The sequence below is a fragment of the Burkholderia vietnamiensis LMG 10929 genome (assembly GCF_000959445.1).
Lineage (GTDB): Bacteria > Pseudomonadota > Gammaproteobacteria > Burkholderiales > Burkholderiaceae > Burkholderia > Burkholderia vietnamiensis.
The window spans coordinates 363,147-388,411 of sequence record NZ_CP009632.1 but is presented as its reverse complement, the minus strand read 5'-3'; the positions used below and the strand labels follow the sequence as shown (position 1 = coordinate 388,411).

20 protein-coding genes and 1 pseudogene are annotated in these 25,265 nt (G+C 70.1%); 5 read left to right on the top strand and 16 right to left on the bottom strand.

From position 1 onward, the window contains the following. Positions 1–398 precede the first annotated feature (398 nt). The 8 genes and pseudogenes from AK36_RS26570 to AK36_RS26535 all read right to left on the bottom strand — a co-directional run bounded on the left by AK36_RS26570 (position 399) and on the right by AK36_RS26535 (position 8,419). Positions 399–1,139, bottom strand: coding sequence for an FRG domain-containing protein (locus AK36_RS26570; RefSeq protein ID WP_011879981.1), 741 nt, complete (start codon positions 1,137–1,139; stop codon positions 399–401). A 23-nt stretch (positions 1,140–1,162) separates the two neighbouring features. After that, the gene (locus AK36_RS33415; RefSeq protein ID WP_011879980.1) at positions 1,163–2,176 is read right to left on the bottom strand and encodes a cytochrome d ubiquinol oxidase subunit II; all 1,014 of its coding nucleotides are present in this window, start codon (positions 2,174–2,176) and stop codon (positions 1,163–1,165) included. 21 nt (positions 2,177–2,197) lie between these two features. Further along, positions 2,198–3,532 (bottom strand): annotated as a pseudogene (locus AK36_RS33410) (cytochrome ubiquinol oxidase subunit I); the annotation flags it as partial. Between the two features lie 107 nt (positions 3,533–3,639). After that, the gene (copM, locus tag AK36_RS26555; protein ID WP_011879978.1) at positions 3,640–4,032 is read right to left on the bottom strand and encodes a CopM family metallochaperone; all 393 of its coding nucleotides are present in this window, start codon (positions 4,030–4,032) and stop codon (positions 3,640–3,642) included. Positions 4,033–4,075: 43 nt separating this feature from the next. Continuing rightward, positions 4,076–5,746: a GMC family oxidoreductase gene (locus AK36_RS26550; RefSeq protein WP_045579616.1), complete on the bottom strand. Its 1,671-nt coding sequence runs from the start codon at positions 5,744–5,746 to the stop codon at positions 4,076–4,078. Then, positions 5,736–6,407 (bottom strand): gluconate 2-dehydrogenase subunit 3 family protein, encoded by a 672-nt coding sequence (locus AK36_RS26545; protein WP_106919384.1) that lies wholly within the window; start codon positions 6,405–6,407, stop codon positions 5,736–5,738. Before AK36_RS26545 ends, AK36_RS26550 begins: the two co-directional genes overlap by 11 nt. 17 nt (positions 6,408–6,424) lie before the next feature. After that, the gene (locus AK36_RS26540) at positions 6,425–7,276 is read right to left on the bottom strand and encodes a hypothetical protein (RefSeq protein WP_011879975.1); all 852 of its coding nucleotides are present in this window, start codon (positions 7,274–7,276) and stop codon (positions 6,425–6,427) included. A 42-nt stretch (positions 7,277–7,318) separates the two neighbouring features. Next, complete coding sequence (locus AK36_RS26535; protein WP_045579614.1) at positions 7,319–8,419, bottom strand: enolase C-terminal domain-like protein; 1,101 nt, start codon at positions 8,417–8,419, stop codon at positions 7,319–7,321. 197 nt (positions 8,420–8,616) lie between these two features. Between AK36_RS26535 and AK36_RS26530 the strand changes: the two genes are divergently transcribed. Next, positions 8,617–10,443 carry a thiamine pyrophosphate-requiring protein gene (locus AK36_RS26530; protein ID WP_045579613.1) on the top strand — a complete coding sequence of 609 codons (1,827 nt, stop codon included), beginning with the start codon at positions 8,617–8,619 and terminating at the stop codon, positions 10,441–10,443. Between the two features lie 48 nt (positions 10,444–10,491). On the opposite strand, the gene AK36_RS26525 is transcribed toward AK36_RS26530, so the two are convergent. Beyond that, positions 10,492–12,291, bottom strand: a complete 1,800-nt coding sequence (locus AK36_RS26525) for a glycoside hydrolase family 15 protein (RefSeq protein WP_045579612.1) — start codon at positions 12,289–12,291, stop codon at positions 10,492–10,494. Further along, complete coding sequence (locus AK36_RS26520; protein ID WP_043292755.1) at positions 12,288–13,271, bottom strand: SDR family oxidoreductase; 984 nt, start codon at positions 13,269–13,271, stop codon at positions 12,288–12,290. The genes AK36_RS26525 and AK36_RS26520 overlap by 4 nt, the downstream gene beginning before the upstream one ends. Before the next feature lie 266 nt (positions 13,272–13,537). On the opposite strand from AK36_RS26520, the gene coxB reads away from it, so the two are divergent. Genes coxB through AK36_RS26500 form a run of 4 tightly spaced genes read left to right on the top strand, consistent with a single transcriptional unit; the run spans position 13,538 to position 19,311 of the window. Then, on the top strand, positions 13,538–14,563 hold the full coding sequence (gene coxB / locus AK36_RS26515; RefSeq protein ID WP_043292754.1) for a cytochrome c oxidase subunit II: 1,026 nt from the start codon (positions 13,538–13,540) through the stop codon (positions 14,561–14,563). Positions 14,564–14,576: 13 nt separating this feature from the next. After that, on the top strand, positions 14,577–17,216 hold the full coding sequence (gene ctaD / locus AK36_RS26510; RefSeq protein ID WP_045579939.1) for a cytochrome c oxidase subunit I: 2,640 nt from the start codon (positions 14,577–14,579) through the stop codon (positions 17,214–17,216). Continuing rightward, positions 17,213–17,614 (top strand): hypothetical protein, encoded by a 402-nt coding sequence (locus tag AK36_RS26505; RefSeq protein ID WP_043292611.1) that lies wholly within the window; start codon positions 17,213–17,215, stop codon positions 17,612–17,614. Before ctaD ends, AK36_RS26505 begins: the two co-directional genes overlap by 4 nt. Continuing rightward, the gene (locus tag AK36_RS26500) at positions 17,605–19,311 is read left to right on the top strand and encodes a c-type cytochrome (protein ID WP_045579611.1); all 1,707 of its coding nucleotides are present in this window, start codon (positions 17,605–17,607) and stop codon (positions 19,309–19,311) included. Before AK36_RS26505 ends, AK36_RS26500 begins: the two co-directional genes overlap by 10 nt. Positions 19,312–19,707: 396 nt before the next feature. Here AK36_RS26500 and AK36_RS26495 read toward each other — a convergent pair whose 3' ends face one another. From AK36_RS26495 to AK36_RS26470, 6 genes are all read right to left on the bottom strand, one after another. Further along, the gene (locus tag AK36_RS26495; protein WP_034193953.1) at positions 19,708–20,868 is read right to left on the bottom strand and encodes an IS30 family transposase; all 1,161 of its coding nucleotides are present in this window, start codon (positions 20,866–20,868) and stop codon (positions 19,708–19,710) included. Positions 20,869–20,983: 115 nt separating this feature from the next. Continuing rightward, complete coding sequence (locus AK36_RS26490; RefSeq protein WP_011879966.1) at positions 20,984–21,382, bottom strand: RidA family protein; 399 nt, start codon at positions 21,380–21,382, stop codon at positions 20,984–20,986. 103 nt (positions 21,383–21,485) lie between these two features. Continuing rightward, on the bottom strand, positions 21,486–22,262 hold the full coding sequence (gene benD, locus AK36_RS26485; protein WP_011879965.1) for a benzoate diol dehydrogenase BenD: 777 nt from the start codon (positions 22,260–22,262) through the stop codon (positions 21,486–21,488). Next, on the bottom strand, positions 22,259–23,281 hold the full coding sequence (gene benC, locus AK36_RS26480; protein ID WP_011879964.1) for a benzoate 1,2-dioxygenase electron transfer component BenC: 1,023 nt from the start codon (positions 23,279–23,281) through the stop codon (positions 22,259–22,261). The genes benD and benC overlap by 4 nt, the downstream gene beginning before the upstream one ends. A gap of 38 nt (positions 23,282–23,319) precedes the next feature. Continuing rightward, positions 23,320–23,808 (bottom strand): benzoate 1,2-dioxygenase small subunit, encoded by a 489-nt coding sequence (gene benB, locus AK36_RS26475; protein WP_011879963.1) that lies wholly within the window; start codon positions 23,806–23,808, stop codon positions 23,320–23,322. Further along, positions 23,805–25,163 carry a Rieske 2Fe-2S domain-containing protein gene (locus tag AK36_RS26470; RefSeq protein WP_011879962.1) on the bottom strand — a complete coding sequence of 453 codons (1,359 nt, stop codon included), beginning with the start codon at positions 25,161–25,163 and terminating at the stop codon, positions 23,805–23,807. Before AK36_RS26470 ends, benB begins: the two co-directional genes overlap by 4 nt. Positions 25,164–25,265 lie beyond the last annotated feature (102 nt).

Here is a 25,265-nt window from a genome sequence, read left to right as displayed (position 1 = left end):
CGACGGGGCCGAGCCGCGGCGGACAACCGGGCAAGGCAGCGCTGCCGAGGCGCCGGCGGTACGCCCCAAATGACAAGCGCTTGAAAATTCCGCGATCACTGCACGGCTTGCGGCCGCGGCGAACGTGCGGGCGGCAGGCGTGGTGCGCTCACCCCGCCACGCGGCCCCGTCAACCGACTCCTCCGAGTGGCGCTTCCATGGGGCCTACTCCGACGGGCTCCTCCAGCGGCTCGTCCATGCCCGCTCCCCCTGGGTCGCTCTATGCGCCCGCCCGCCCCTCCGCCCCATCGATCGTCCCAGCCGGACGCCCCCACCCCAACGCCCAAAACGGCGCTAAGCAACGGGGAACGCCGCGAACCCCGCGCCCCCTGCACGCCCTCCTGCCCCGCGCGTCCCCCTCACCGCGGCGCATGCGTATCCTCATCGGCGGGAAAGAAGCGAATGTCCGTTAGTTGCGCGATGCCGTCGAGGTCCGGAAAGATCGTCCCGATGCTCACGCCCACGCCCGCCAGCTCGCGCCGGATCGCGGCGAAGCATTCGCCGGGCACGACGATCCGCGTGAGGCGCCCGGCAAGCGCCCGATCTTCGTCGAGCGGCGTGCAGCACCGCGCGTCGGCGTCGTAGCGATGGATCGTGAACCAGCCGTCCTGCGCGGTGATGCGCGGCATCACGTGACGCGGCCGGAATACCGTGGTGCGCGTCACCGCCAGCGGCGCGCGCCGCTCGGCGGCCGTCGCGATGTCGTCGGCGTCGTGCGACAGGCACCACACCGCGCCGTCGCCGCCCGTGCCGTTGGCGGTCCTGACCGCGAACCACAGCGCGGCCAGCGCGTTGCCCGACCAGTCGAGCAGTCGCGTGCGCATCCCGTGCTGCTGCGCGAGCGCGAGCCAGTCGCAGGCGTCGAGGTTCGGCGCAGGATCGAGATGCGGCAGCGCGCGCCGCGTGAACTCGTCGAGCATCCGCGCCTCGAGGTCGGGCGACGCGCACTGGCGCGCGATGCTCGGCACGAGCGGCCAGCCGGCGTTGCATTGCCCGCGAAACAGCCGCGACGGCGTCCCGTCCCGCGCCGCGCCGAGCGCGGTGATGTAGCTCGCGATGCTGTCGATCGTCGGCCCCGCCTTGCCCGCATCACGCCCCATCGCGCGCCCCCGGTTCATTACGGTCACATGTGCTCATAGCCGACGTCGCCGCGCACCTTGCCGCGAAACACCCAGTACGACCAGCACACGTACAGCAGCAGCACGGGCAGCATGAACGCGGTGCCGATCATCAGAAATTCCTGCGACACCTGCGCCGACGCGGCCGACCACAACGTCACCGACGGCGGCGCGACGTGCGGCCACAGGCTGATGGTCAGCCCCGAGAAGCCGAGAAAGAACAGCCCGATCGACGCGACGAACGGCAGCACGTCGCGGCCGCGCCGCAACGCGCGCGCGGCGAGCCACGCAAGCCACGCGGTCAGCACCGGCACCGGCGAGAACACCAGCAGGTTCGGCCACGCGAACCAGCGCGCGGCGATGCCGCGATCGGCGAGCGGCGTCCAGACGCTGACCACGACGATGAACACGATCACGCCGACGAGCGCATGGCGCGCGCTGCGCTGCGCGGCCGCCCGCAACGGCCCTTCGCCCTTCATCACGAGCCACGTGGAGCCGAGCAGCAGATAACCGGCCACGAGGCCGGCCGCGGTGAGCAGCGGGAACGGCGCGACCCAGTCCCAGCTGGTGCCGGCGAAGCGCCCGTCGACGACCTTGAAGCCCTGCACGAACATCCCGAGCACCGCGCCCTGCGCGGCGGTCGCCACCAGCGAGCCGTACGCGAACGCGCCGCTCCAGAGCCGCTTGCGCGCGCCCGTCACGCCGCGAAACTCGAACGCGACACCGCGAAACAGCAGCCCGAGCAGCATCAGCAGCACCGGAAAGTAGACGCCCGGCACGACCACCGAAAACGCGCCGGGGAACGCCGCGAGCAGCAGCGTGCCGCCGAGCACCAGCCACGTCTCGTTGAAGTCCCACACCGGCGACACCGACGCGATCATCACGTCGCGCTCGGCTTCGTCGGTGCGCCAGAAGAACAGCATCCCGACGCCGAGATCGAAGCCGTCGAGCAGCACGTACATCAGCACCGACAACGCGAGCACGCCGGCCCACAACGGTACGAGGTCAAGCCCTGTCATGGTTCGCCTCCTGTTGCGCGGCGCCGCCGCATGCGCGCGGACCGGCGCGCTCGGCCCGATGCGCACGAGCCTGCGCAGCAGCACGAAGCCCGAGCCGAAAATCACGATGTAGCTGACCACGTAGAGCGCGAGCGACAGCGCGACGTCAGCGGTCGTCAGCGACGGCGTGACCGAATCGGCGGTGCGCATCAGCCCGTACACCGTCCACGGCTGCCGGCCGGCTTCGGTCGTGGTCCATCCGGCCAGCACCGCGACGAAGCCGATCGGGATCGCCGCCCGGCATGCGCCCAGCCAGCCGCGCCGCTCGTACAGCCGGCCGCCGCGCAGCAGCGTGAGCCCGCGCACGATGATGGCAAGCATCACGACGCCGAGCCCGACCATCAGATGGAACGCGAAGAACACGACCGCCACCGGCGGGCGACGATCGCGCGGCCAGTCCTTGAGCCCGTGCACGAGGCCGTTCCAGTCGTGCGTCAGGTACAGGCTGCCGAGCTTCGGAATCGACACCTCGAAGCGATTGGTTTCGCTCGCTTCGTCCGGCAGCGCGAACAGCGTCGCGGGCACGCCGCGGCCGGTGTCCCACAGCCCTTCCATCGCCGCGAGCTTGGTCGGCTGATGCTCGAGCGTGTTCAAGCCGTGCGCGTCGCCGAGCACGATCTGCACCGGCACCATGATCGCGAGAAACAGCAGCGCCATCTTCACCATCACGCGGCTTTCGTCGGGCGCGCGCCGCTGCAGCAGGTAATGCGCGCCGACGCCGAGCACGACGAACGCGGTCGTCACGAGGAACGCGGTGACGGTATGCGCGAGACGATACGGAAACGACGGGCTCAGCAGCACCGACAACAGGCTGTCCGGATAAAAGCGGCCGTCGACGAGCCGGTAGCCGGTCGGCGTCTGCATCCAGCTGTTCACGGCGAGAATCCAGAACGACGACAGCAACGTGCCGAGCGCGACCATCACCGCGGACAGCGCATGCGCCCACTGCGGCACGCGCGAGCGGCCGAACAGCAGCACGCCGAGAAACGCCGATTCGAGAAAGAACGCGGTCAGCACCTCGTACGCCATGAAGCCGCCGACGACGTTCGACGTCGCCGCGACGAACCGGCTCCAGTTCGTGCCGAACTGGAACGGCATCACGATGCCGGACACGACGCCCATTCCGAACGACACCGCGAAGATCCGCAGCCAGAACGTCGACAGCCGCGCATAGACGTCGCGCCCGGTGGCCCAGCGCAGCACCTCGAGCGTCGCGATGAAGCACGACAGCCCGACGGTGAACGCGGGCAACAGGATATGCAGCGCGATCACCCAGGCGAACTGGAAGCGCGACAACAGCAATGCATCGATTTCCATGCGGTGCTTCCCCCGGTCTCGATGCGCGGCAGCGAGCCAGCGCGATGCCGCGGCGACGGGCGCGCGCGCCGCGCGAGTGCCGCCGCGCCGCCGCGGCGCGGTGGCGATCAGCGCGTCGCGCCGTGTTCCTTCTGCCAGCGTTCCATCAGCGCGATCTCGTCGCGCTGCGCGGCGATGATCCGGCTCGCGAGCTTGCGCAGCGTCGGGTCCTTGCCGTATTTCAGCTCGACCTGCGCCATGTCGATCGCGCCCTGGTGGTGCGGGGCCATGTGCGACACGAAATCGCGATCGGCGTCGCCGGTGTAGGGCGCGCCTTCCATCGCGTCCATCATCTTGCGGTCGGCGCGCTTGTAGGCGGCCGTCGACGAATCGGGCGTCGTCGCCGAAGCGGGCGGACGCAACTGGCCCCATGCCGGCGACGCGACGGCGGACACGGCCAGCAGCGCGCAGGCGGCGCGCTGCCAGATCGGGCGGGTGCTGCGGAGAATGGCTGCATGCATAAGTCGGCTCCTCGACGAAGGGTTGAACGAGCGGCGGCGGCGCTCATCGCCAGCGCGCACGCGCATGCGCGTCGCCGCGCGCCACCAGCGTGCGGATGCGATCGGCGGTGCGGCACGCGATCGCCTGGATCGTCAGCGACGGGTTCACGCCGCCGACGGTCGGAAACACCGAGCCGTCGCAGATCCACAGGTTCGGGATGTCCCAGCTGCGGCAGTCGGCATCGACGACGCTCGTGGCCGGATCGCGGCCCATCCGCGCGGTGCCCGCGAGATGGCAGGTGTCGTCGTCCTCGTGCCAGATGTCGCGCGCGCCGGCGGCTTCCAGCGAGCGGTCCATCTGCGCGAACGCGTGACGGATCATCCTGCGGTCGTTGTCGTCGTATGCATAGGTGACGCGCGCGACCGGCAGCCCGAACGCGTCGCGCTCGTCGGCGAGCGTCACGCGGTTGTCGGCGCGCGGCAGCGTCTCGCCGACGATCTTCAATCCAGCCTGGAAGTTGTAACGCGCCATCTCGCGCTTCAGCGCGTCGCCCCACAGCCCGCGCGCAGCGAGCTTTCTCGCCCATTCGATCGGCAGCGGCCCCTGGCTCATCCAGCAGTAGCCGCCGAAGAAGTCCTTGCCGTCGTCCGCGTAGTTCCAGTGTTCGGTGAGCGCGAGCGACGGCGGGCCCTTGTACCAGCGCACCTCGTCGTCCATCGTCCCCCACGACGCCTGGTTCAGCTGCGCCATCAGATAGCGGCCGACGAGGCCCGAGCTGTTCGCGAGCCCCTGCGGATGACGGCCGTTCGCGGACAGCAACAGCAGCCGCGGCGTCTCGATCGCATAGCCGGCGACGACCACGTTGCGCGCGCGCTGGAAGTGCGTACGGCCGTCGCGCTGGTAATGCACGCCGGTGACCCGATCGCCCGCGGCCTCGATCCGCAGCGCCATCGCGAGATCGCGCACTTCGGCGCCCGCCGCGACCGCGCGCGGTATCCACGTGACGAGCGCGCTCTGTTTCGCATTGGTCGCGCAGCCGGCGATGCAGAAGCCGCGATACACGCACGGATGCGCGCGGCCGCGCGGCGCGGACAGCGTCGCGAGCGGCGTCGGCGTCCAGTCGATGCCCATGGCCTCCGCGCCGCGCGCGAGCACCAGCGCGGCCGCGTTCAGCTCGTGCGCACGGTACGGATAGCGAGGCCGCGCCGGCCCCCACGGGTAGCGGACCGGCCCGCTGATCTTCAGCGCCTGCTCGACCTCGCGGTAGTAACGCCACATCTCGCGCCAGTCGAGCGGCCAGTCGACGCCGTAGCCGAGCGCGCTGCGCGAGCGGAACCACTCGGGCCGGAACCGCAGCGACACCATCGCGAAGTGCACGGTGCTGCCGCCGATCGCGCGGCCGCTGTTGTTGGTGCCGAGCGTCAGCGGGTTCGCGCCGTCGCAGATGCGCTCGTCGGTCCAGAACAGCTTGCGCTGGTGCGACTCGTCGGACGCGAATTCCTCCAGCGGCCGCCACCACGCGCCCGCATCGAGCGCGACGACCGAGTAGCCGTGCTCGGCGAGCCGGCACGCGAGCGTGCCGCCGCCCGCGCCGGTGCCGACGATCACGAAGTCGACCGGCTCGTCGTCGCGGAACATCCGCATCGGCGACCAGCCGCCCACCCGCAACGGGTCGGGCGCGCGGCCGTCGCGGCCGCGCGGTGCGTCGGCGGCGCCGCGCGCGTCAGTGCTCATCGCGTGCGCCCTCCGCGTCCACCTGCGCTTCCCACGGATCGCGCCGGTTGAAATCCATCCGCACGTAGCCGCGCGGGCTCGCGGGGCCGCCGAAGCCGATCTCGTTCCACGCGAACGGATGGCTGTAATACGCGCCGCAGATGTCGACCAGCACGCGCTTCGCGAAGAACGTGCGCGGATCCATGCCGGCCCACGCGGCCTCGCTCTGCGCGTCGATGCGGCCTTGCTGCACGGCGCGCAGCAGCGCATCGGCGGCGTGCGCGTCGAGCGCGTCGAGCGCCGCGAACGGGCGCGCGTGCGCGTGGCGCGCCATCGTGTCGAGCGCGGCGAGGCCGATGCGCCACGCGGCGCGCAACGACGGCAGCCGCGCGTCGCGGAAGCCGTCGCCTTCGTCGCTCGCGAGCCGCGCATCGATCAGCGCGGCGGTCGGCACGCCGCCGGCGTCGCCCTGGCGTTGCGGCACGATGCGCGCGCACACGGCGCCGAGCGTCGCGAACTGCGCGGCATCGAGATGACGCGGCGCCGTGGCGGCGACCTGCAGGCGCGCATCGATCGCGCGACGTGTCGCGTCGTTCCACGACGGCGTGTCGCGCTTCGCGAGCACGTCGTAGCCGCGATAGCTGGGCAGCGCCGCTGCGTCGGTATGTGCGGATGCATTCATCCGCTCGTCGGCCGGCTTCATCGCGCCTCCCGTTCGGCGAGCGCGGTCGCCGCAAGCCCGGCGATCGCCAGCGCCGTGAAGCTCGGCGGCGCCGGCAGCGGCGGCCCCGACAACACGTTCTGCGACCAGTTGCGCCAGCCGCCCATCTGGCGCGCGATGCCGCGCGCATGAAACGCGACGCCGACGCAGCCGAGCACGGCCGTCGCGCGCATCCACCATCGACAGAACGGCCGCTCGCCGCGCGGGCGCGACAGCGCGATCTGCGCGGCCGCGAGCGCGGCCACCGGCGGCACGACGAGCGGCACGAACATCGCGCGATGCTGGAACGCCCCGCGAAAATGCAGCAAGCCGACTTCGCCGAGCGTCCCGACGAGGCCGGCCGCGACCAGCCCGGCGAGCGCGCGCCCGCCCGGCAGGCCGGCCAGGCGCGGCGCGTCGGCCGGACACGCACGCAGCCGCTCGCCCGCGGCGCCGAGCATGCCCGACAGCAGCAGCGCGAACGGCGCACCGAGCGGCGCGCCGTAGAACAGGTTGTGCCAGCTGAAGCCGCCCGGCCGCTTCGTCACGTTGTAGACGTGGAACGCCGAGCCAGCCACGCCGACCGCGGCCGACGCGACATGCACCGCATCGCGCAGCCGGTGGCGCTCGGGCGTGTCGTCGGCATGGCCGTGCACGCTCGCGAGCACCGACAGCGTCGACGCGATCAGCGGCGCGACCATCGCGCGGTTGTGCAACGTGCCGCGATAGTGCTCGACGCCGCTGTCGGCGAGCACCGATCCGGCCAGCAGCAGCGCGCTGCGATTGAGCAGCCGCGCGGCATCGGTCAGCAACCGGTCGGGCTCGGCTTTGCGCTGTCGGCGATGTTGCATTCGTCCTCCTCGCTCGTGGCGGTGGTGGGTCGCGCGGGTTCGTCAGAGCGCGAAGCCGGCGACGTCGGCTTCGCGCAGTTCGAGGCCGAGCCCCGCGCGCGTCGCATCGATTTCGAGTGCGCCGTCGACCAGCTGCGGCGCACCGTCGAACATCATTCGCTCGATCCGCACGTGATCGTGAAACCACTCGACGTGACGCATCCGCGGCGCGACGCAACCGACGTGCCGGTGCAGCGCGGGCGCGCAGTGGGCCGACAGGTCGACGTGGTGCGCCGCGGCCAGCGCGCCGGCCGCCAGAAAACCGCTGACGCCGCCGCAGCGCGTCGCATCGGCTTGCAGCACGTCGACCGCGCGGCCTTCGAGCAGGCGCCGGAAGTCGTCGGGCGTGTACGCGTATTCGCCCGCCGCGACGTCGATCTGCGCGCCGACGTGCTCGCGCACGAAGCGCAGCCCGTCGACGTCGTCGCTGCTGACCGGCTCCTCGAACCAGCGGATCGCGCAGTCGGCCGCCGCGTCCGCGAACGCGAGCGCCGTGCGCGGCGCATACGCGCCGTTCGCGTCGACGAACAGGTCGACGTCGGGGCCGAGCGCGGCGCGCGCGAGCCGCACGCGCGACGGGTCGCGCGCATCGTCCGTGCCGATCTTGACCTTGCATGCATGCACGCCGTCGCTGCGCCAGCCGTCGAGCTGCGCCGCGAGCGTCGCGTCGTCGTAGGTGGTGAAGCCGCCGCTGCCGTACACCGGCACGCGCTCGCGCGCACGGCCGAGCAGCATCGCCAGCGGCACGCCCGCGAGCTTCGCCTTCGCGTCCCACAGCGCCGTGTCGAGCGCGGAAATCGCGGTGGCCGCGATGCCGGCCCGCCCGACGTTGCGCACCGCGCGCCACATCGCGTCGACGGCGGCCGGAATGTCGACGAGCGGCCGGTGGCGCAACACGCCTGCAATGAGTGACGTCGCGAGCGTCGCGGCGCTCGCGTCGCTGTACGTGTAGCCGAGGCCGGTGACGCCCGCGGCGTCGATCTCGACGACGACGATCGTCGTCGCCGTCCACGCATAGGTGCCGTCGGCCTCGGGCCGATCGGTCGGCACGCGGTATGCGCGGGCTCGCACGTCGTCGATCGTCGGTGCCGCGGAAAGTGCCATCGTTGCGCTCCGGAACGCTTGCGGTTTGCTTGCAGTTGATCTGCGGGTTGTCTGTAACGACGGCGTGCAACGCGCGTGCCCGGCGCAAGCGGCCGCGGGCCGCACGGCACGGCGCTTGCGCGCCGCCCTGCAGCGCGGCGTGCGGCGAGGTCGGTTCGCGCGACGCATCGGCTCATCCGGAACGAAGGAGAATCGGCATGGCGACAGTGGCGGATTTCATCGTCGAACGGCTGTACGACTGGGGCGTGCGGCGCGTGTACGGCTACCCCGGCGACGGCATCAACGGCTTTTTCGGCGCGCTCGCGCGAGCCGGCGGCAAGATCGAATTCATCCAGGCGCGTCACGAGGAGATGGCGGCCTTCATGGCATCGGCGCATGCAAAATTTACAGGCGAGCTCGGCGTATGCGTCGCGACCTCCGGCCCCGGCGCCGCGCATCTGGTGACCGGGCTGTACGATGCGCGGCTCGATCACATGCCGGTGCTCGCGATCGTCGGCCAGCAGGCGCGCACCGCGCTCGGCGGCCACTATCAGCAGGAGGTCGATCTGCCGGCGCTGTTCAAGGACGTCGCCGGTGCTTTCGTGCAGCTTGCAGTGGTGCCCGGCCAGGTGCGCCATCTCGTCGACCGCGCGGTGCGCACCGCGCTCGGCGCGCGCACGGTCACGGCGCTGGTGCTACCGAACGATCTGCAGGAGCTCGACTACGCGCCGCCGAAGCGCGCGCACGGCACCGTCCATTCGGGCGTCGGCTATACGCGGCCAAAGGTCGTGCCGTACGCGGACGACCTGCAGCGCGCGGCCGACGTGCTCAACGCCGGCAAGAAGGTCGCGATGCTGGTGGGCGCCGGCGCGCTGCACGCGACCGACGACGTGATCGCGGTGGCCGACCGGCTCGGCGCGGGCGCCGCGAAGGCGTTGCTCGGCAAGGCCGCGTTGCCGGACGACCTGCCGTGGGTGACCGGCTCGATCGGGCTGCTCGGCACCAAGCCGAGCTACGAGCTGATGAACGAATGCGACACGCTGCTGGTGGTCGGCTCCGGCTTCCCCTACTCGGAGTTTCTGCCCAAGGAGGGCCAGGCGCGCGGCGTGCAGATCGACCTGAAGGCCGACATGCTGAGCCTGCGCTATCCGATGGAAGTAAACCTCGTCGGCGACAGCGCCGAGACGCTGCGCGCACTGCTGCCGCTGCTGAAGGAGCGGCAGGACACCGCGTGGCGCGACCGGATCGCCAAATGGAATGCCGACTGGCACGACACGCTCGCCGCGCGCGCGGCCGCGAAGGCGAGCGCGGGCCGCGGCGTGAACCCGCAGCGCGCGTTCACCGAGCTGTCCCCGCGCCTGCCCGCCGACGTGATCCTGACGAGCGATTCGGGCTCCTGCGCGAACTGGTATGCGCGCGACCTGATGATCCGGCGCGGGATGATGGGCTCGCTGTCGGGCGGCCTGGCGTCGATGGGCGCGGCCGTGCCGTATGCGATCGCCGCGAAGTTCGCGTATCCGCTGCGCCCGGTGATCGCGATGGTCGGCGACGGCGCGATGCAGATGAACAACATGGCCGAGCTGATCACCGTCGCGAAATACTGGCGGCAATGGGCCGACCCGTGCTGGATCTGCATGGTGCTGAACAACGAGGACCTGAACCAGGTCACGTGGGAGCAGCGCGTGATGGAAGGCGATCCGAAGTTCGACACGTCGCAGCAGATTCCGAACGTGCCCTACTACCGCTTCGCGACGCTGGTGGGGCTCAAGGGCATCTACGTCGACGATCCGGAACAGCTCGGCGCCGCGTGGGAAGAGGCGCTCGCGTCCGACCGGCCGGTCGTGCTCGAAGTGAAGAGCGACCCGGAAGTGCCGCCGCTGCCGCCGCACGTCACGCTGCAGCAGGCGAAGCACTTCGCGCAGGCGCTCGTGAAGGGCGACCCGCGCGAAGCGAACGTGATCGTCGAAACCGCGCGGCAGGTGTTGTCGGCCGTGCTGCCGGGCAACGGCGAGCGCGGCGGCGACGGGCACAAGGGAGAGTCGTAGGCGTACGCGGCGGCCGACGGCGCGCGACGGCGGATCGACGCGGCAGCGTCAGCGACGATCGCCGCTGCCGCTGCCGTCGTCGCCTTCGTCGCGCTGCAACGCGAGCGCCGCGTTCACGAGCCCGACGTGCGCGAGCGTGAACGGAAAATTGCCGCACATGCGCCGTGCGTCGACGTCGTATTCCTCGGCAAGCAAGCCCACGTCGTTGCGCAGTGCGAGCAGGCGTTCGAACAAGGCGCGCGCGTCGGCGTCGCGGCGCTGCATCCCATACACCTGCGCGAGCCAGAAGCCGGCGGCAACGAACGCGCCCTCGTCGCCCTCGCAACCATCGGCGAAATGCGACGACCGGTAGCGCAGCGGCAGGCCGTCGACCAGCAGCTCGCGCTCGATCGCGGCGACGGTCGCCGCGACCCGCGGATCCGACGCGTCGAGCATGCCGGTTAGCGGAATGAGCAACAGGCTTGCGTCGAGGCCGTCGCCGTCGTAGCGATCGACGAAGCGGCCGAGCCGCGCATGGTAGCCGTGCGCGAGCACGTCGGCGCGTACTTCGTCGGCCCAGCGCCGCCATGCGTCGAGCGGCGCGCGATGGCCGAACGCGCACGCCGAGTTGGATGCGCTTTCGATGGCCGCCCACACCATCACCTTCGACGACGTGAAGCGGTGCCGGCCGCTGCGCACCTCCCAGATCCCTTCGTCGGGCTCGCGCCAGATCGTCGCGAGATGCTCGAGCAGCCGCCGTTCGAGCAGCCACGCGTCGTCGTCGGGCGGCAGTCCGTGCCGGCGCGCATGGTACAGCGCGCCGAGCACCTCGCCGTACACGTCGAGCTGCAACTGCCCGGCCGCCGCGTTGCCGAAGCGCACCGGCTGCGCGCCTTCGTAGCCGGCCAGATGCGCGGCCTGCCACTCGTCCGCGCGCCGGCTGCCGTCCGCCCCGTACAGCACGCGCAATTGCGCCGGGTGATCGGCGATCGCACGCACCAGCCAGTCGCGCCAGCGCGCGGCTTCGGCGCGATAGCCGCAGCGCGCGAACGCGCGCAACGTGAAGCTCGCGTCGCGCAGCCAGCAGAACCGGTAATCCCAGTTGCGCGCGCCGCCCAGGCGCTCGGGCAGCGAGCCGGTCGGCGCCGCGACGATGCCGCCGGTGCGCACGCTCGACAGCAGCTTCACCGTGATCAGCGCGCGCTCGATCGCGTCGCGATACGGGCCCTGCGCCGCGTTGCAGGCCGACCAGTCGCGCCAGAACGCATGCGTGTCGCCCAACGACGCGTACGCGTCGGGCACCGCCGGCGGCCCGTCGTACGAGCGCGCGTAGCTGATGCACAGCTGCGCGCGCTCGCCCGCCGCGATGCGCTGCGTGCCGACCAGCCGGTCGGCCCGCACGTCGAGCCGCACGTCGCTGTCGACCCACATCGCGTCGCCGCCCGTCATCATCCGCCAGCGCCGGCCGACGCGTTGGCACCACGGCAACGCACGGCCGTAGTCGAAGCGCACGCCGAGATCGACGTCGAGCGTTACGGTGCCGCGCTCGCCGCGCACGCTGCGGATCAGGCACGGGTCGCGCGCGGCCCAGCTCATCCAGTCGAGCACGCGCACGCAGCCGGTCGACGTGTCGAAGGTCGTCTCGAGTATCGCGGTGCCGGGCAGATAGCGACGCGTGACACTGGCGGGCGGCTCGTACGGCGCGATGCGCAAGCGGCCGTTCGCCGGCGTGCCGACGAGCGCGGCGAAGCACGGCGGCGAATCGAAGTCGGGCCAGCACAGCCAGTCGATGCTGCCGTCGCGCGCGACGAGCGCGGCGCTGCGGCCGTCGCCGATCAACGCGTAGTCCTCGATGCGCACCGCGCTCACCGTTTGAGCCGGCGCGCGGCGACGAAGCCCGCTGCCAGCAGCGCGCCCACCGCGCCGTACGCGAGCGCGCGCGACGTGCCGAGCCCGGCGTTGGCGCCGCTGCGGCGCGCTTCGGCGCCGAAGGCGCCGCGCGTCCCGTGACGGCCGGGCACCGTATGCCACAGGTTCGATTCGCGCGGGCCGGCCGGCGTATCGCGTTGCTGGCCGCGCACGGCCGTATGGGCCAGATAGCGGTCGAAGCAGCCGGGCGCGAGCGCGTTCGCGACGATCGCGGCCAGCGACGACCAGCCGACCCAGCGCTCGCGGCCCGGATGGCGCGCGGCGCGCACGATCGCGTCGGCCGCAACTTCGGGCGCATAGACGGGTGCCACCGGGCGCGGCTCGTGCGGCAGCGTGGAGGCGGCCCAGTCGAACTGCGGCGTGTCGATCGCCGGCAACTGCACCATCGTCACACGCACGCGGCTGCGCGCATTTAGCAGCTCGCAGCGCAATGCGTCGGTGAAGCCGCGGATCGCGTGTTTCGCGCCGCAGTACGGCGCCTGCAGCGGAATCGACCGGTAGGCAAGCGCGGAGCCGACCTGCACGATCGTGCCGCGGTTGCGCGGCGTCATCCGCGCGAGCGCCGCGCGCGTGCCGTACACGCAGCCGAGATAGGTGACCGCCGTCACGCGCGCATAGTCGTCGGGGGCGATCTCGTCGAATGGCGCGAACACCGTGACCATCGCGTTGTTGACCCACACGTCGAGCGGCCCGAGTTCGTTTTCGATGCGCTCGGCGGCGGCGTCGAGCGCGGCGGCGTCGCTGACGTCGACGGCGATCGGCAGCGCCTCGACGCCATACGCACGCACTTCGCACGCGGTGTCGTGCAGCGCGCGCGGATCGCGCGCCAGCAGCGCGACGTTGGCGCCGCGCCGCGCGAATGCGTGCGCGCACGCGCGGCCCACGCCGGCGCTCGCGCCGGTGATCGCAACCGTCTTCACGATGAGGTCCTCCCGTCGGTTCATGGTGTCCGGGCTGGCGCAGCAAGCGACGTGCCGCGCGCCGCGCCGAACGCGGCGCGCACGCGCGTGGCCGCGAGGTCGACGCCCGTTTTACAAGCGCGCTGTAACGCGGCGGACGTTGCGCACGCAACACGCGGCCCGTCGGCGTGCGCCGGGCGCGCGCACGGGAATTGCTTCGCCGCGACACGCGTGCGGCAAGGGCCGCCGCATCACACCAGGAGCCGCCATTGTTCGTGCCGCCGTTCATGAACGTATGCCGTATCGCCCGCATCGGCTCGACCGCGTGCGCGCTCGCGCCGTCGCTCGCGCATGCCGCCGGCGCGGCAGCCGCGCCGGCCGGCCCGTTGCCGCTCGCGTACGTCGCGCATGCGGCCGGGCCGGCCGCGCGGCCGGTGCTGGTGCTCGGCTGGGCGTTGCTGGCGCTGTGCACGTTGGTGTGCGTGACGATCGCCGTGCTGCTGGCGCTCGCGATCTTCCGACGCCGCCCGCGCGCGGCCGGCCCGCGCAGCGGGCTGACCATCGTGACGGTCGGCACGGCCGTTTCGATCGTGCTGCTGTTCGGCTCGCTCGTCTACATGCTGCGCGTGCTCGCGGTGGTGGCCGCGCCGCCGCGGCCGCCCGCGCTGACGATCGGCGTGACCGCGCACGACTGGTGGTGGGCCGTCCGCTATCTGGCCGACGCGGACGGCGCGGCGTTCGTCACCGCGAACGAGATACACATCCCGGTCGGCGAACCGGTGCTCGTCGAACTGACGAGCGCCGACGTGATCCACGCGTTCTGGGTACCGCAACTCGCCGGCAAGACGCAGACGATCCCCGGCCAGACCAATCGCCAGTGGCTGCAGGCCGACCGGCCGGGCGTCTATCGCGGGCAGTGCTCGCAGTACTGCGGCGCGCAGCATGCGCACATGGCGTTCGAGGTCGTGGCCGAGCCGCCCGCCGCGTTTCGCGCGTGGCTCGCCGCGCAGCGTCAGCCGGCGCCGGCTGACGCCGCCGGCCCAGAATTGCGCGGCCGGCGCCTGTTTACCGAACGCTGCGCCGGCTGCCACGCGGTGCGCGGCACCGATGCGACCGGCGATGCGGGCCCCGACCTGACGCACGTCGGCTCGCGCCGGCTGCTCGCGGCCGGCACGCTGGAGAACACGCCGGCCAACCTGCGCGACTGGATCGCCCATGCGCAGCAGCGCAAGCCGCAAACGCTGATGCCGTCGTTCGCGCTCGCGCCGCGCGACGCCGACGATCTCGCCGCCTATCTCGCAACCCTGCACTGAACGGAGGATGACGATGGCCGCTGCCCGCGACACGCGCTCCGCGCTCAGCCGCGTGCCCGACCTCGGCGACGCGCCGCCGGGCTCCGAGCACGAGCGGGCGCTCGCCGAGCTGTGGGAGTCGGCGCCCGGCTGGCGCGGCTGGCTCGGCACGGTGGACCACAAGCGCATCGGCATCCGCTACATCGTCACCGCGTTCGCGTTCCTGTTGCTCGGCGGCGTCGAGGCGCTCGTGATGCGCATCCAGCTCGCGCGGCCGAACGCGACGGTGCTCACCCCGGCGCAGTACGACTCGCTGTTCACGATGCACGGCGTCACGATGATCTTCCTGTACGCGCTGCCGGTGCTGTCCGGCTTCGCGAACTACCTGTGGCCGCTGATGCTCGGCTCGCGCGACATGGCGTTCCCGCGGCTCAACGCGTTCTCGTACTGGGTGTTCCTGTTCGCCGGGCTGTTCCTGTACGCGAGCTTTCCGCTCGGCGCGGTGCCCGACGGCGGCTGGTTCAACTACGTGCCGCTCACGTCGCTCGACTACAGCGCGGGCGCGAACATCGACATCTACGCGCTCGGGATGATCCTGCTCGGCATCTCGACGACGGGGGGCGCCGCGAACTTCGTCGTCACGCTGTTGCGCATGCGTGCGCACGGCATGTCGATCGACCGGCTGCCGATCATCGTCTGGGGCACGCTGACCGCGTCGGTCGCGAACCTCGTGGCGGTGCCCTCGGTGAGCCTCGCGTTCCTGCTGCTGTGGCTCGACCGCAATGCCGGCACGCATTTCTTCGACGTCGCGCACGGCGGCCGGCCGCTGCTGTGGCAGCACCTGTTCTGGATGTTCGCGCACCCGTGGGTGTACGTCGTCGTGCTGCCGGCGATGGGTATCGTGTCGGACGCGCTGCCGACGTTCTGCCGCCGCCCGCTCGTCGCGTACGAAGCCGTCGCGGTATCAACGGTCGCGACGATGCTGATCGCCTTCGAGGTCTGGGTGCATCACATGTTCGCGACCGGCATCGCGCCGCTCGCGCTCGCGTTCTTCGGCGCGGCCAGCATGCTGATCTCGATCCCGAGCGCGGTCGCCGTGTTCGCGTGGATCGCGACGATCTGGACCGGACGACCGGTGTTCCGCACGCCGTTCCTCTATCTCGCGAGCTTCGTGCTCATGTTCGTGATCGGCGGCGTGTCGGGCGTGATGACGGCCGCGGTGCCGCTCGACTGGCAGCTCACCGACACGTATTTCGTCGTCGCGCACCTGCATTACGTGCTGCTCGGGATCAACGTGTTTCCCGTGCTCGGCGGCGTGACGTACTGGTTCCCGAAGTTCACGGGCCGGATGATGAACGAGCGCTTCGGCCGGCTGACGTTCTGGGTCGTGCTGGTCGGCTTCAATCTCGGCTTCTTCCCGATGCACGTGTCGGGGCTGCTCGGCATGCCGCGGCGCGTCTACACGTACCCGTCCGGGATGGGCTGGGACACGTCGAACCTGCTGACCACGATCGGCTCGTTCGTGTTCGGCATCGGCATCGTGATGTTCGTCGTCAACGCGCTCGTCAGCGCGCGGCGCGGCCAGCGCGCCGGCGCGAACCCGTGGGGCGCGGCCGGGCTCGAATGGTCGGTCGCATCGCCCGCGCCGGCGTACAACTTCGCGGTGCTGCCGCTCGTCGCGTCGCGGCATCCGCTGTGGGAAACGCGCGACGCCGCGCAGCGCAGCAGCATGCGGGTCGGCTATCGGCTCGCGCACGGCCGCGAGGCGCTGGCGGTCACGCCGCTCGCGGCGAAGCCGAGCGCGATCCTCAAGATGCCCGATGACAGCTGCGTGCCGTTCGTGCTCGCGCTGCTGTCCAGCGCCGTCTTCGCGGCGATGCTCGCGCGCTCGCCCGCGCTCGTGTGCGCGGCGACGGCCGGCTGCGCGATCGCGACCGCCGCATGGCTGTGGCCGCGCGACACGCTCGGACAACGCGCACGCGCGGCGGCGCGCGACGCGACGCCGGTGCCGGCCGCAGCGGCCGGGGCGCATCCCGATGATCCGCCTTCGGTGCGGTTGCCGCCCGGCGCGCCCGCCGCCTGCGCCGCACCGCTGCCGGTCGGCAGTTGCGGCACGCGCGCGGGTGGCTGGTGGGGTGTGCTGACGCTGGTCGCGACCGAGGCCGCGCTGTTCGGCTACCTGCTGTTCTGCTACTTCTATCTACAATCGCAATGGGCCGCGCCCTGGCCGCCCGAAGGAATGCCGAAGCTCGGCCTCGCGGCCGGCAACACGGTCGTGCTGCTGTCGAGCAGCGCGTTCGTGTGGCTCGCCGAGCGCGACGTGCGCGCGGGCAAGCGGCCGCGCGCGGTGGCGGCGCTCGCGGTCGCGCTGGCGCTCGGCATCGCGTTCGCGCTCGTGCAGCTGCACGAGTGGCGCACCCATCCTTACGGGCCGACCGCGCATCTGTACGGCAGCCTGTACTTCACGATCACGGGCTTTCACCTCGCGCACGTGGCGGCCGGCCTCGTGATCCTGGCGCTGCTGACCGGCTGGACGGCCGCAGGCTTCTTCGGCCGCGAGCGACGCGTCGCGCTGACGGTCGGCGGCCTCTACTGGCACTTCGTCGACGTCGTGTGGCTGTTCATCTTCACTGCGCTGTACGTATCGCCGTACTGGCTGCGGAGGCCGGGATGAACGGCATGCGACGTGCATGGACACCGCTGCTCGCGATCGCGGCCGGCCTGGTCGGCGCGCCGGCGCTGTGGTTCGCGCAGATGCTCGTGTCCGAGACGCTCGCGTCGACGGCGTGCTATCCGCTCGGCGTCGCGCAGGCCGCGCCGCGCTGGGCGCACGTCGGCGTGTGGCTCGCGCTGATCGCGGCCGCTGCGTTCGCGCTCGCGGCGGCGTGCGCGGCGTGGGCAGCGCGCGCGTGGCGGCGCGCGCACGATCGCGCGGCTCAGCCCGAGACGCGCGACGACAGCACGCGCTTCCTCGCGCGCTGCGCGATGCTCGCCGCGCTCGGGTTCGTGGTGGGCCTCGTGTTCACCGGCATCGTCACCGCTTTCCTGGGGCCGTGCAGTCCATGGCGCTGATCTCGTACGCTTCGTTTCTGCTGCGGCGACGCCGTGCCGCGCTCGCCGCCGCACTGTGCGCGACGCTCGCCGCATGCGACATGCAACAGCACGACCGCGCGCTGTCCGGCGGTGAGGCGGCCGACGCGGCGTCGGCTGTCGAAGCGCCCGAGCCCGCGTCGGGCTGGCGCTTCGTGCGGATCGCGGCGGCGGCGGATGCCGGGGCGTCAATGTCGGCGCGGGTGGAAGAAGATTCGCGGCTTGCGCAGCGACAGCGGGCGGTGGTGGGGGCTTCGGGTGGGGTGGCGTTGTCTGCTGCTTCCTTTGCTTCTTCTGCTTCTTCTGCTTCTTCTGCTTCTTCTGCTTCTTCTGCTTCTTCTACGTCGCGCGCTTCGGCCTCTTTGTCCCCTTCGTCCGCGCCGTCTGCATCGTCCGCCTCAATCGCATCGGCTGCTTCCGCCGCATCCCCCACTTCCTCGTCGCGCCGCCCGATCGTCGCCGCGGCCGCCGCGAGCGCCGACGCCGCGACGATCGCGCGCGGCCGTTACCTCGCGCTCGCCGGCGATTGCTCCGCGTGCCACGACGCGGCCGACCACACGCCGTACGCGGGCGGGCAGCCGGTCAATTCGCCGTTCGGCCCGATCTACGCGCCGAACATCACACCCGACACGACGCACGGCATCGGCAACTACACGCTGCGACAGTTCGACGACGCGCTGCGGCGCGGCGTGCGCGCGGACGGCAGTCGGCTGTATCCGGCGATGCCGTACCCGTCGTTCGCGCACCTGAGCGACGCCGACGTGCGTGCGCTGTACGCGTATTTCATGCGCGGCGTCGCGCCGTCCGCGAATACGGCAAAGCGTACGGAGCTGCCGTTTCCGTTCAACCAGCGCTGGGCGCTGTCGCTATGGAGCCTGGTGTTCGCGAACCGCGACCGCTTCACGCCGCAGCCGTCGAAATCGGCGGAATGGAATCGCGGCGCGTATCTGGTGCAGGGGCTCGGCCACTGCGGCGCGTGCCATACGCCGCGCGGGCCGGCCTACAACGAGCGCGGCTACGACGAGCGCAGCCCGGCGTTCCTGACCGGCGGCATCAACGATCACTGGTTCGCGCCGAACCTGACCGGCGCGGCGCCGGACGGCCTCGGCCGCTGGTCGGCCGACGACGTCGCCGCGTTCCTGCGCAGCGGCCACGCCGCGCGCGGCGCGGTGTTCGGCGCGATGGCGCCGGTCGTCGGCGAGAGCACCACGCTGCTGACCGACGGCGATCGTCATGCGATCGCCGTGTACCTCAAGTCGTTGCCCGCGCAATCGACGGCCGCGACGAACCCGCTCGGCGTCGGCGTGCCGCGGCTGACCGCGGCCGGACCGCGCCCCGAAGGCGGCCAGTTGGCGCCGGGCGCGGGCGTGTACGCGGGCTTCTGCGCCCGGTGCCACGGCGCGGACGGCATGGGCGCCGCCGATCGCGGACCGGCGCTCGCAGGGAACTCCGTCGTGCTGGCGGCAGATCCGACCAGCACGATCCGCATCGTCGTCGAAGGCGCGCAGCCGGCGCCCGGCAAGAACGGCCCCGTCGAGCGGATGCCGACGATGCGCGACGCGCTGACGAGCAGCCAGATCGCCGCGGTCGTCAGCTACGTGCGCGGCGCGTGGGGGAATCGCGCGGCGCCGGTGTCCGAACAGGACGTCCGGCGATTGCGTGCGGCGATTCATCGCTAGGGGCGGCGCGGGGGGTGAATCGGGTGGCGCCAAGGTCGGTGTCGGTGTCGGTGTCGGTGTCGGTGTCGGTGTCGGTGTCGGTGTCGGTGTCGGTGTCGGTGTCGGTGTCGGTGTCGGTGTCGGTGTCGGTGTCGGTGTCGGTGTCGGTGTCGGTGTCGGTGTCGGCTTCGACTTCGGCTTCGCAACAGGACGTCAGGCGTTACGCGCGGCGATCCATCGTCCGCGATGCCGTGCGGGAGAGAAAGGGTCGACACAAGGCCGGCTCACCTTCACTCACGCCCATCTCCGATCGCCTTGCTCGCGGTGACGCAGTCGAACGGACTCATTGCGTCGTCGCGGCCCGACGTGCCAGCTACTTCGGTTCCATCGCGCGACTGGCCAGCGTCGCGTGCAGATTCAACCGGTCGATGCAACAGATTGATGGAACCGCTGGGCGGGTGTGTCAAAGTTTAGCGTCTTACGCGGACGCTCGTTGAGACGCCTCGCTACAGCGTCGAGTTGGGCTTGGGAATAGGCAGAGAGGTCGGTGCCTTTCGGGAAGTACTGCCTCAGCAGTCCGTTCATGTTTTCATTCGAGCCGCGTTGCCACGGATTCTGCGGATCGCAGAAATAGACCTGAATCTTGGTCGCCACGGTAAAGCGTTTGTGATCAGCCATTTCCGTGCCCCTGTCCCAGGTCAGCGATTTATATAGTTCTCGAGGTAACTTGCTGGCGTGTCGTATCAGCGCGTTGACCACAGCCTCGGAATCCTTACCGGCTACTTTTACCAGCATCACGTATCGACTCTGACGTTCGACAAGAGTCGCAATCTGGCTGGTCGCGTTGCCAAACAGCAAGTCACCTTCCCAGTGCCCGGGTATCGCGCGATCCTCCGCCGTCGCGGGGCGTTCACTGATCGATACAGCGTCGCGAATGTTCGTGCGGTCTTCGGTTTTCAATGTGTGATGGCGAGACCGGCGCATCGCTCGAGAGCGTCGCAAGTGTTCAAGCAATTCCTTTTTCAGGGCACCGCGGGCTTGAATATAGAGGCTCCGATAGATCGTCTCGTGTGACACCAGATGGTCCTTGTTGACGGCATACGCATGCTTGAGCCAACCAGAAATCTGCTCAGGGGACCACTGCAGCCTCAGCTTTGCAGCGACAACTCGCGCCAGCGTCTGGTTGCTCACTAATTTGCAAATCTTTGGGCGACGTGCCCGATCCCAGGCGAGCTCATCCGCACGGCTCGCTCGATAACCTTGGCTGCCTCCGTTGCGCTGCAGCTCGCGGCTGATCGTGGAAGGAGCACGTCCCAGCTTGACCGCAATAGACCGAATCGATAATCCGCTCACCAGGCAGCGAGAGATTTCCTCGCGTTCCGCGAGCGTCAATGTCTGCGGTGCGCGACGTCTTTGCGGAGGCTCGATGCCGCCGGCCTCTGACAGAATCCGCTGTATCGAAGAGTGGCCCCGATCGAACAGTTTGGCAATTTGATGAATCGTTTCACCTTTACGCCAGCGGTCCCACATGAGTGCTTTCTGACTCTCAGAATAGTAGATCCTCGGCCTCTGCTTCATTTGCAACACCTCCACTGCTTGCGCAGATTCTAGTGTGTTGCATCGACCGGTTGAATCTGCACGCGCAATCGTACATACAAGCAGCCGACGACCTCCCACGTCGCGACCCTCACGCTCACCGCTCCACCACCGCCACCGCCTTGATCTCCACGATGTAACCCGGCGCGCCGCCAAGCATGTGCGCGCCGACGGCCGTCCACGCCGGCCGCGGATGCGCATGGAAATAACGGTCGCGCACCTGCATGAACAGCGGCAGGTCGCGCATGTCGGTATGGAACGTCGTCAGGTCGACCACGTCGGCGAGCGTCGCGCCGCCCGCCTCGAGCACGCGCTTGAGGTTTTCGAACGCCTGCACGATCTGCGCTTCACGACCTTCGACCAGCTGCATCGCCGCGTCGCGTCCGATCTGCCCCGACACGTAAACGGTATCGCCGACCTTGATCGCCGGCGCGTAGCCGATCCTGTCGTACACGCTTTCCATCCCGGCCGGGATGATCGCTTCGCGGTTGCGCATCGGTGTCTCCGTGGCCGGGCGCACAGCGCCGGCCGCTCCTCCTGTTGAAGTGCAACACGGCGCGCCTGCACGCGCGCCGCGGCCTCGCCTAACCGGGCGCCGCTCAGCCCGTATCGCCGCCGGCGACCGGCAGCACGGTGCCGGTGATGTAACTCGCTTCGTCCGAAGCGAGGAACAGGATCGGCGCGATCTGCTCGTCGAGCGTGCCGTAGCGCTTGAAGAAAGTCGAATCGGTCACCTGCCGCACCGCCTCGGCCATCCACGCCTGTTCCTGCGCGCTGTCGCCGGCCGCATTGCGCGGCACGCGGCGCGGCGGCGCCGTGGTGCCGCCCGGCGCGGTCGCGACCACGCGGATCCCGTGTTCCGCGTATTCCATCGCGAGCGCCGCCGTCAGCGCGTTGACGCCGCCCTTCGCGGCCGAATACGGCACGCGGCGAATCCCGCGCGTCGCGTTCGACGACACGTTGACGATCGTGCCGCCGCCCGCCTCGACCATATGCGGCAGCACCGCATGGCAGCTGTACAGCGTCGGCATCAGCGAGCGGCGAATCTCCGCGTCGATCTGCGCCGGCTCGAACTCGGCGAACGGCCGCATCCGGATCGCGCCGCCGACGCCGTTGATCAACACGTCGATCCGGCCGAACGCCGCGATCGCACACGCGATCGCCGCGCGCGCGCCGTCGTAGGTTTCCAGATCGGCGACGCATGCGGCCGCGCTGCCCTCCGGCGCTTCGGCGGCCACCTCGGCGACGAATTCGGCACGATCGACCAGCAGCACGCTGCCGCCCTCGGCCGCCGCGCGCAATGCGACGCCGCGGCCGATGCCCTGTGCCGCGCCGGTAACGACGACGACCTTGCCCGAGAATCGTTGCATCATCATGCCGCCTTCGCCGTCACGTTCGGCGTGAACTTCTCGTAATGGAAACTGCGCGGCGTCACGCGCTGCTCGTCGAAATACCCGCGCACCGCGTCGACCATCGGCGGCGGCCCGCACAGATAGACGTCCACGTCGCCGTCGTTCAGCGCATCGGCCGGAATGTGCTGCGTGACCCAGCCCTTGCGCGCGTGGTTCGACGCCGCATCCGCAACCACCGTCGCGAACGTGAAGTTCGGCAGCCGCGCCGCGTACGCGTCGAGCGCCTCCACGCACACCAGATCGAGATCGCGCGTCACGCCGTAGACGAGATGCACCTGCTGCTGCGAGCCGCTGCGCGCGAGCACCTCGAGCATCGACAGGAACGGCGCGAGCCCCGTGCCGCCCGCGAGAAACAGCAGCGGGCGCGCGACCTCGCGCAGGTAGAAGCTGCCGAGCGGCCCGTCGAGTTCGAGTGTGTCGCCCGCGCGAGCCGTCTCGAGCCACGTGCTCATCACGCCGCCCGGAATCTTCTTGATCAGGAAGGCGAGCTTCGCGTCGCCCGGCGCGGACGAGAACGAATACGACCGGTGCTGGCCGCTTCCCGGCACGCCGATGTTCACGTACTGCCCCGGCAGAAAGACCGGCGCGGCGGCGCCGACGTCGAGTTCGAGCACGATCGCCGCGTCGTTGTGCGGCTCGACCTTCGCGACCGTCGCGGCGAACGCGCCGTGGCCAGTCTTGCACGCGAGCGACGACGCCGGCACCGCGATCACGCAATCGCTTTGCGGCACCATCTGGCAGGTCAGCACGACGCCGGCCGCCTTCTCGTCGTCGCTCAGTGCATCGTCGAGATAGTCGTCGCCGAGGTCGTAGCGGCCGCTTTCCGCGCGGCACTTGCAGGTGCCGCACACGCCGTCGGAGCAGTCCATCGGCAGGTTGATCTTCGCGCGGAATGCCGCATCGAGCACTTTCTCGCCGGCCTTGCAGTCGATGAAGCGGGTGACCCCGTCCTCGAAGTTCAGTGCGATCTGGTAGGTGGACATCGCTTCGTCTCCGTCTGGTTACTGTCGGTCGATCGGCGTCAGACGTGATACACGTCGAGCACCTGCCGGATGTAGTCGTTCTTCAGCACGATCTTCTTGTTCGAGATCAGCCACGCATCGCCCGCGCGACGCAGCGTGACGAACGCCGTGCCGAAGAAATGATCGGTCACGCGGTAGCGGTGGTTCAGCGTGTGGAAGTTGTAGCGCACGTCCACCTCGCCGTCGCGCTGCGCCAGCACCTCGACGTTCGTCACGTTGTGGCTGGTGCGCGGCTCGGGCGTCGATGCGCCGCTGCGCTCCGTCTTGATCCGGAACACGCGGTCCTCGAGGCCGCCGCGATCGGCGTAGTACATCAGCGAGATCTGGCGTTGCGGATCCTCGGTCGGCCGATCGTCGTCGTCCCACGCGGGCATCCAGTACGTGACGTCCTCGGCGTAGCACGTGAGCCACGCGTCCCACTCGCGATCGTCGAGCAGGCGCGCTTCGCGATACAGCGCCGCGCAAATGGTCTGGTAGTCGATGTTCATGCCTGTGCCTCCCCGCGTTCCTGCTGCAACGCATCGCGCATCACGCGCACCCAGTATTCGTGCTGACACACGAACAGCCCTTCGTCCTCGCTGCGCTCGCCCGACACGCGCGGGTTCAGCCCCATCTTCGCGGCGTTCTCGTCCGGCCCGTCGATCCACAGCGGCGCGCCGCGCGACAGGTCGTTCCACATCGCCGTGCTGCCCGCGTAGCCGGCCTGGCATGCGCGGAATTCCTCGAGATCGTCGGCGGTGCCCATCCCGGACACGTTGAAGAAGTCCTCGTACTGACGGATCCGCGTCGCGCGATCGGCGTCGCTCTCGCCCTTCGGCGCGAAGCAGAAGATGCTGACCTCGGTCTTGTCGACGGCGAGCGGACGCACCACGCGAATCTGCGTGCTGAACTGGTCCATCAGGAACACGTTCGGATACACGCACAGGTTGCGCGTCTGGTTCACGATGAAGTCGGCCTGTACCGCGCCGACGCGCGCGGCGATCTCGTCGCGATGCCGGTACACGGGCCGCACTTCCGGGTTCATCGTCTTGGTCCACAGCAGGATGTGGCCGTGATCGAAGCCGTAGACGCCCGCGACCGACTTGCTCCAGCCGTTCGCATCGACGGCCTTCGTGCCGTCTTCCTTGCGGCGGCCCATCGTCGCCGCGTAGTTCCAGTGCACGGTGCTCACGTGATAGCCGTCGCAGCCGTTCTCCATCTGCATCTTCCAGTTGCCTTCGTAGATGTAGGAGGAGTTGCCGCGCAGCACTTCGAGCCCGTTCGGTGCCTGGTCGACGATCTGGTCGATGATCACGCGCGCGTCACCGAGGTAGTCCTCGAGCGGCAGGACGTCGTCGCTGAGGCTGCCGAACAGGAAGCCGCGATAGCTCTGGAAGCGCGCGATCTTCTTCAGGTCGTGCGAGCCGTTCGTGTTGAACTGCACCGGATACTCGGTGGTCTTCTCGTCCTTCACCTTCAACAGCTTGCCGGTGTTCGAGAAGGTCCAGCCGTGGAACGGGCACGTGAAGCTGCCCTTGTTGCCGTGCCTGCGGCGGCACAGCATCGCGCCCTTGTGCGCGCAGGCGTTGAGCACCGCGTGCAGCTCGCCGGTCTTGTCGCGCGTGATGACGACCGGCTGGCGGCCGATCCACGTCGTGTAGTAATCATTGTTGTCGGGGATCTGGCTCTCGTGCGCGAGATACACCCAGTTGCGCTCGAAGATGTGCTTCATCTCGAGCGCGTACAGCGCCTCGTTAGTGAAGATGTCGCGGCGGCAGCGGAAGATGCCGGCGTCCTTGTCGTCCTGCACCGCGGTGGCGAGCAGGTGGTCCAGTTCGGTGGTGGGGTCGATCGTCGCGGACATGTTGGTTCCTCCTGTGCGCGTGCCGGGTCCTGCAAGCACGCTCGCATCGGTGTCGATTGAATCCTGGGGAGACGGCGGCCGCGTATTTGCGCGGCCGTGCGG

What these genes read in the sequence shown, in the direction of transcription:
- AK36_RS26570 (WP_011879981.1), bottom strand. Translation starts at nt 1,139, where the DNA reads ATGGGGCGTGATGCGGGCAAGGCGGGGCCGACGATCGACAGCATCGCG.
- AK36_RS33415 (WP_011879980.1), bottom strand. Translation starts at nt 2,176, where the DNA reads ATGACAGGGCTTGACCTCGTACCGTTGTGGGCCGGCGTGCTCGCGTTG.
- copM (WP_011879978.1), bottom strand. Translation starts at nt 4,032, where the DNA reads ATGCATGCAGCCATTCTCCGCAGCACCCGCCCGATCTGGCAGCGCGCC.
- AK36_RS26550 (WP_045579616.1), bottom strand. Translation starts at nt 5,746, where the DNA reads ATGAGCACTGACGCGCGCGGCGCCGCCGACGCACCGCGCGGCCGCGAC.
- AK36_RS26545 (WP_106919384.1), bottom strand. Translation starts at nt 6,407, where the DNA reads ATGAATGCATCCGCACATACCGACGCAGCGGCGCTGCCCAGCTATCGC.
- AK36_RS26540 (WP_011879975.1), bottom strand. Translation starts at nt 7,276, where the DNA reads ATGCAACATCGCCGACAGCGCAAAGCCGAGCCCGACCGGTTGCTGACC.
- AK36_RS26535 (WP_045579614.1), bottom strand. Translation starts at nt 8,419, where the DNA reads ATGGCACTTTCCGCGGCACCGACGATCGACGACGTGCGAGCCCGCGCA.
- AK36_RS26530 (WP_045579613.1), top strand. Translation starts at nt 8,617, where the DNA reads ATGGCGACAGTGGCGGATTTCATCGTCGAACGGCTGTACGACTGGGGC.
- coxB (WP_043292754.1), top strand. Translation starts at nt 13,538, where the DNA reads ATGAACGTATGCCGTATCGCCCGCATCGGCTCGACCGCGTGCGCGCTC.
- ctaD (WP_045579939.1), top strand. Translation starts at nt 14,577, where the DNA reads ATGGCCGCTGCCCGCGACACGCGCTCCGCGCTCAGCCGCGTGCCCGAC.
- AK36_RS26505 (WP_043292611.1), top strand. Translation starts at nt 17,213, where the DNA reads ATGAACGGCATGCGACGTGCATGGACACCGCTGCTCGCGATCGCGGCC.
- AK36_RS26500 (WP_045579611.1), top strand. Translation starts at nt 17,605, where the DNA reads ATGGCGCTGATCTCGTACGCTTCGTTTCTGCTGCGGCGACGCCGTGCC.
- AK36_RS26495 (WP_034193953.1), bottom strand. Translation starts at nt 20,868, where the DNA reads ATGAAGCAGAGGCCGAGGATCTACTATTCTGAGAGTCAGAAAGCACTC.
- AK36_RS26490 (WP_011879966.1), bottom strand. Translation starts at nt 21,382, where the DNA reads ATGCGCAACCGCGAAGCGATCATCCCGGCCGGGATGGAAAGCGTGTAC.
- benD (WP_011879965.1), bottom strand. Translation starts at nt 22,262, where the DNA reads ATGATGATGCAACGATTCTCGGGCAAGGTCGTCGTCGTTACCGGCGCG.
- benC (WP_011879964.1), bottom strand. Translation starts at nt 23,281, where the DNA reads ATGTCCACCTACCAGATCGCACTGAACTTCGAGGACGGGGTCACCCGC.
- benB (WP_011879963.1), bottom strand. Translation starts at nt 23,808, where the DNA reads ATGAACATCGACTACCAGACCATTTGCGCGGCGCTGTATCGCGAAGCG.
- AK36_RS26470 (WP_011879962.1), bottom strand. Translation starts at nt 25,163, where the DNA reads ATGTCCGCGACGATCGACCCCACCACCGAACTGGACCACCTGCTCGCC.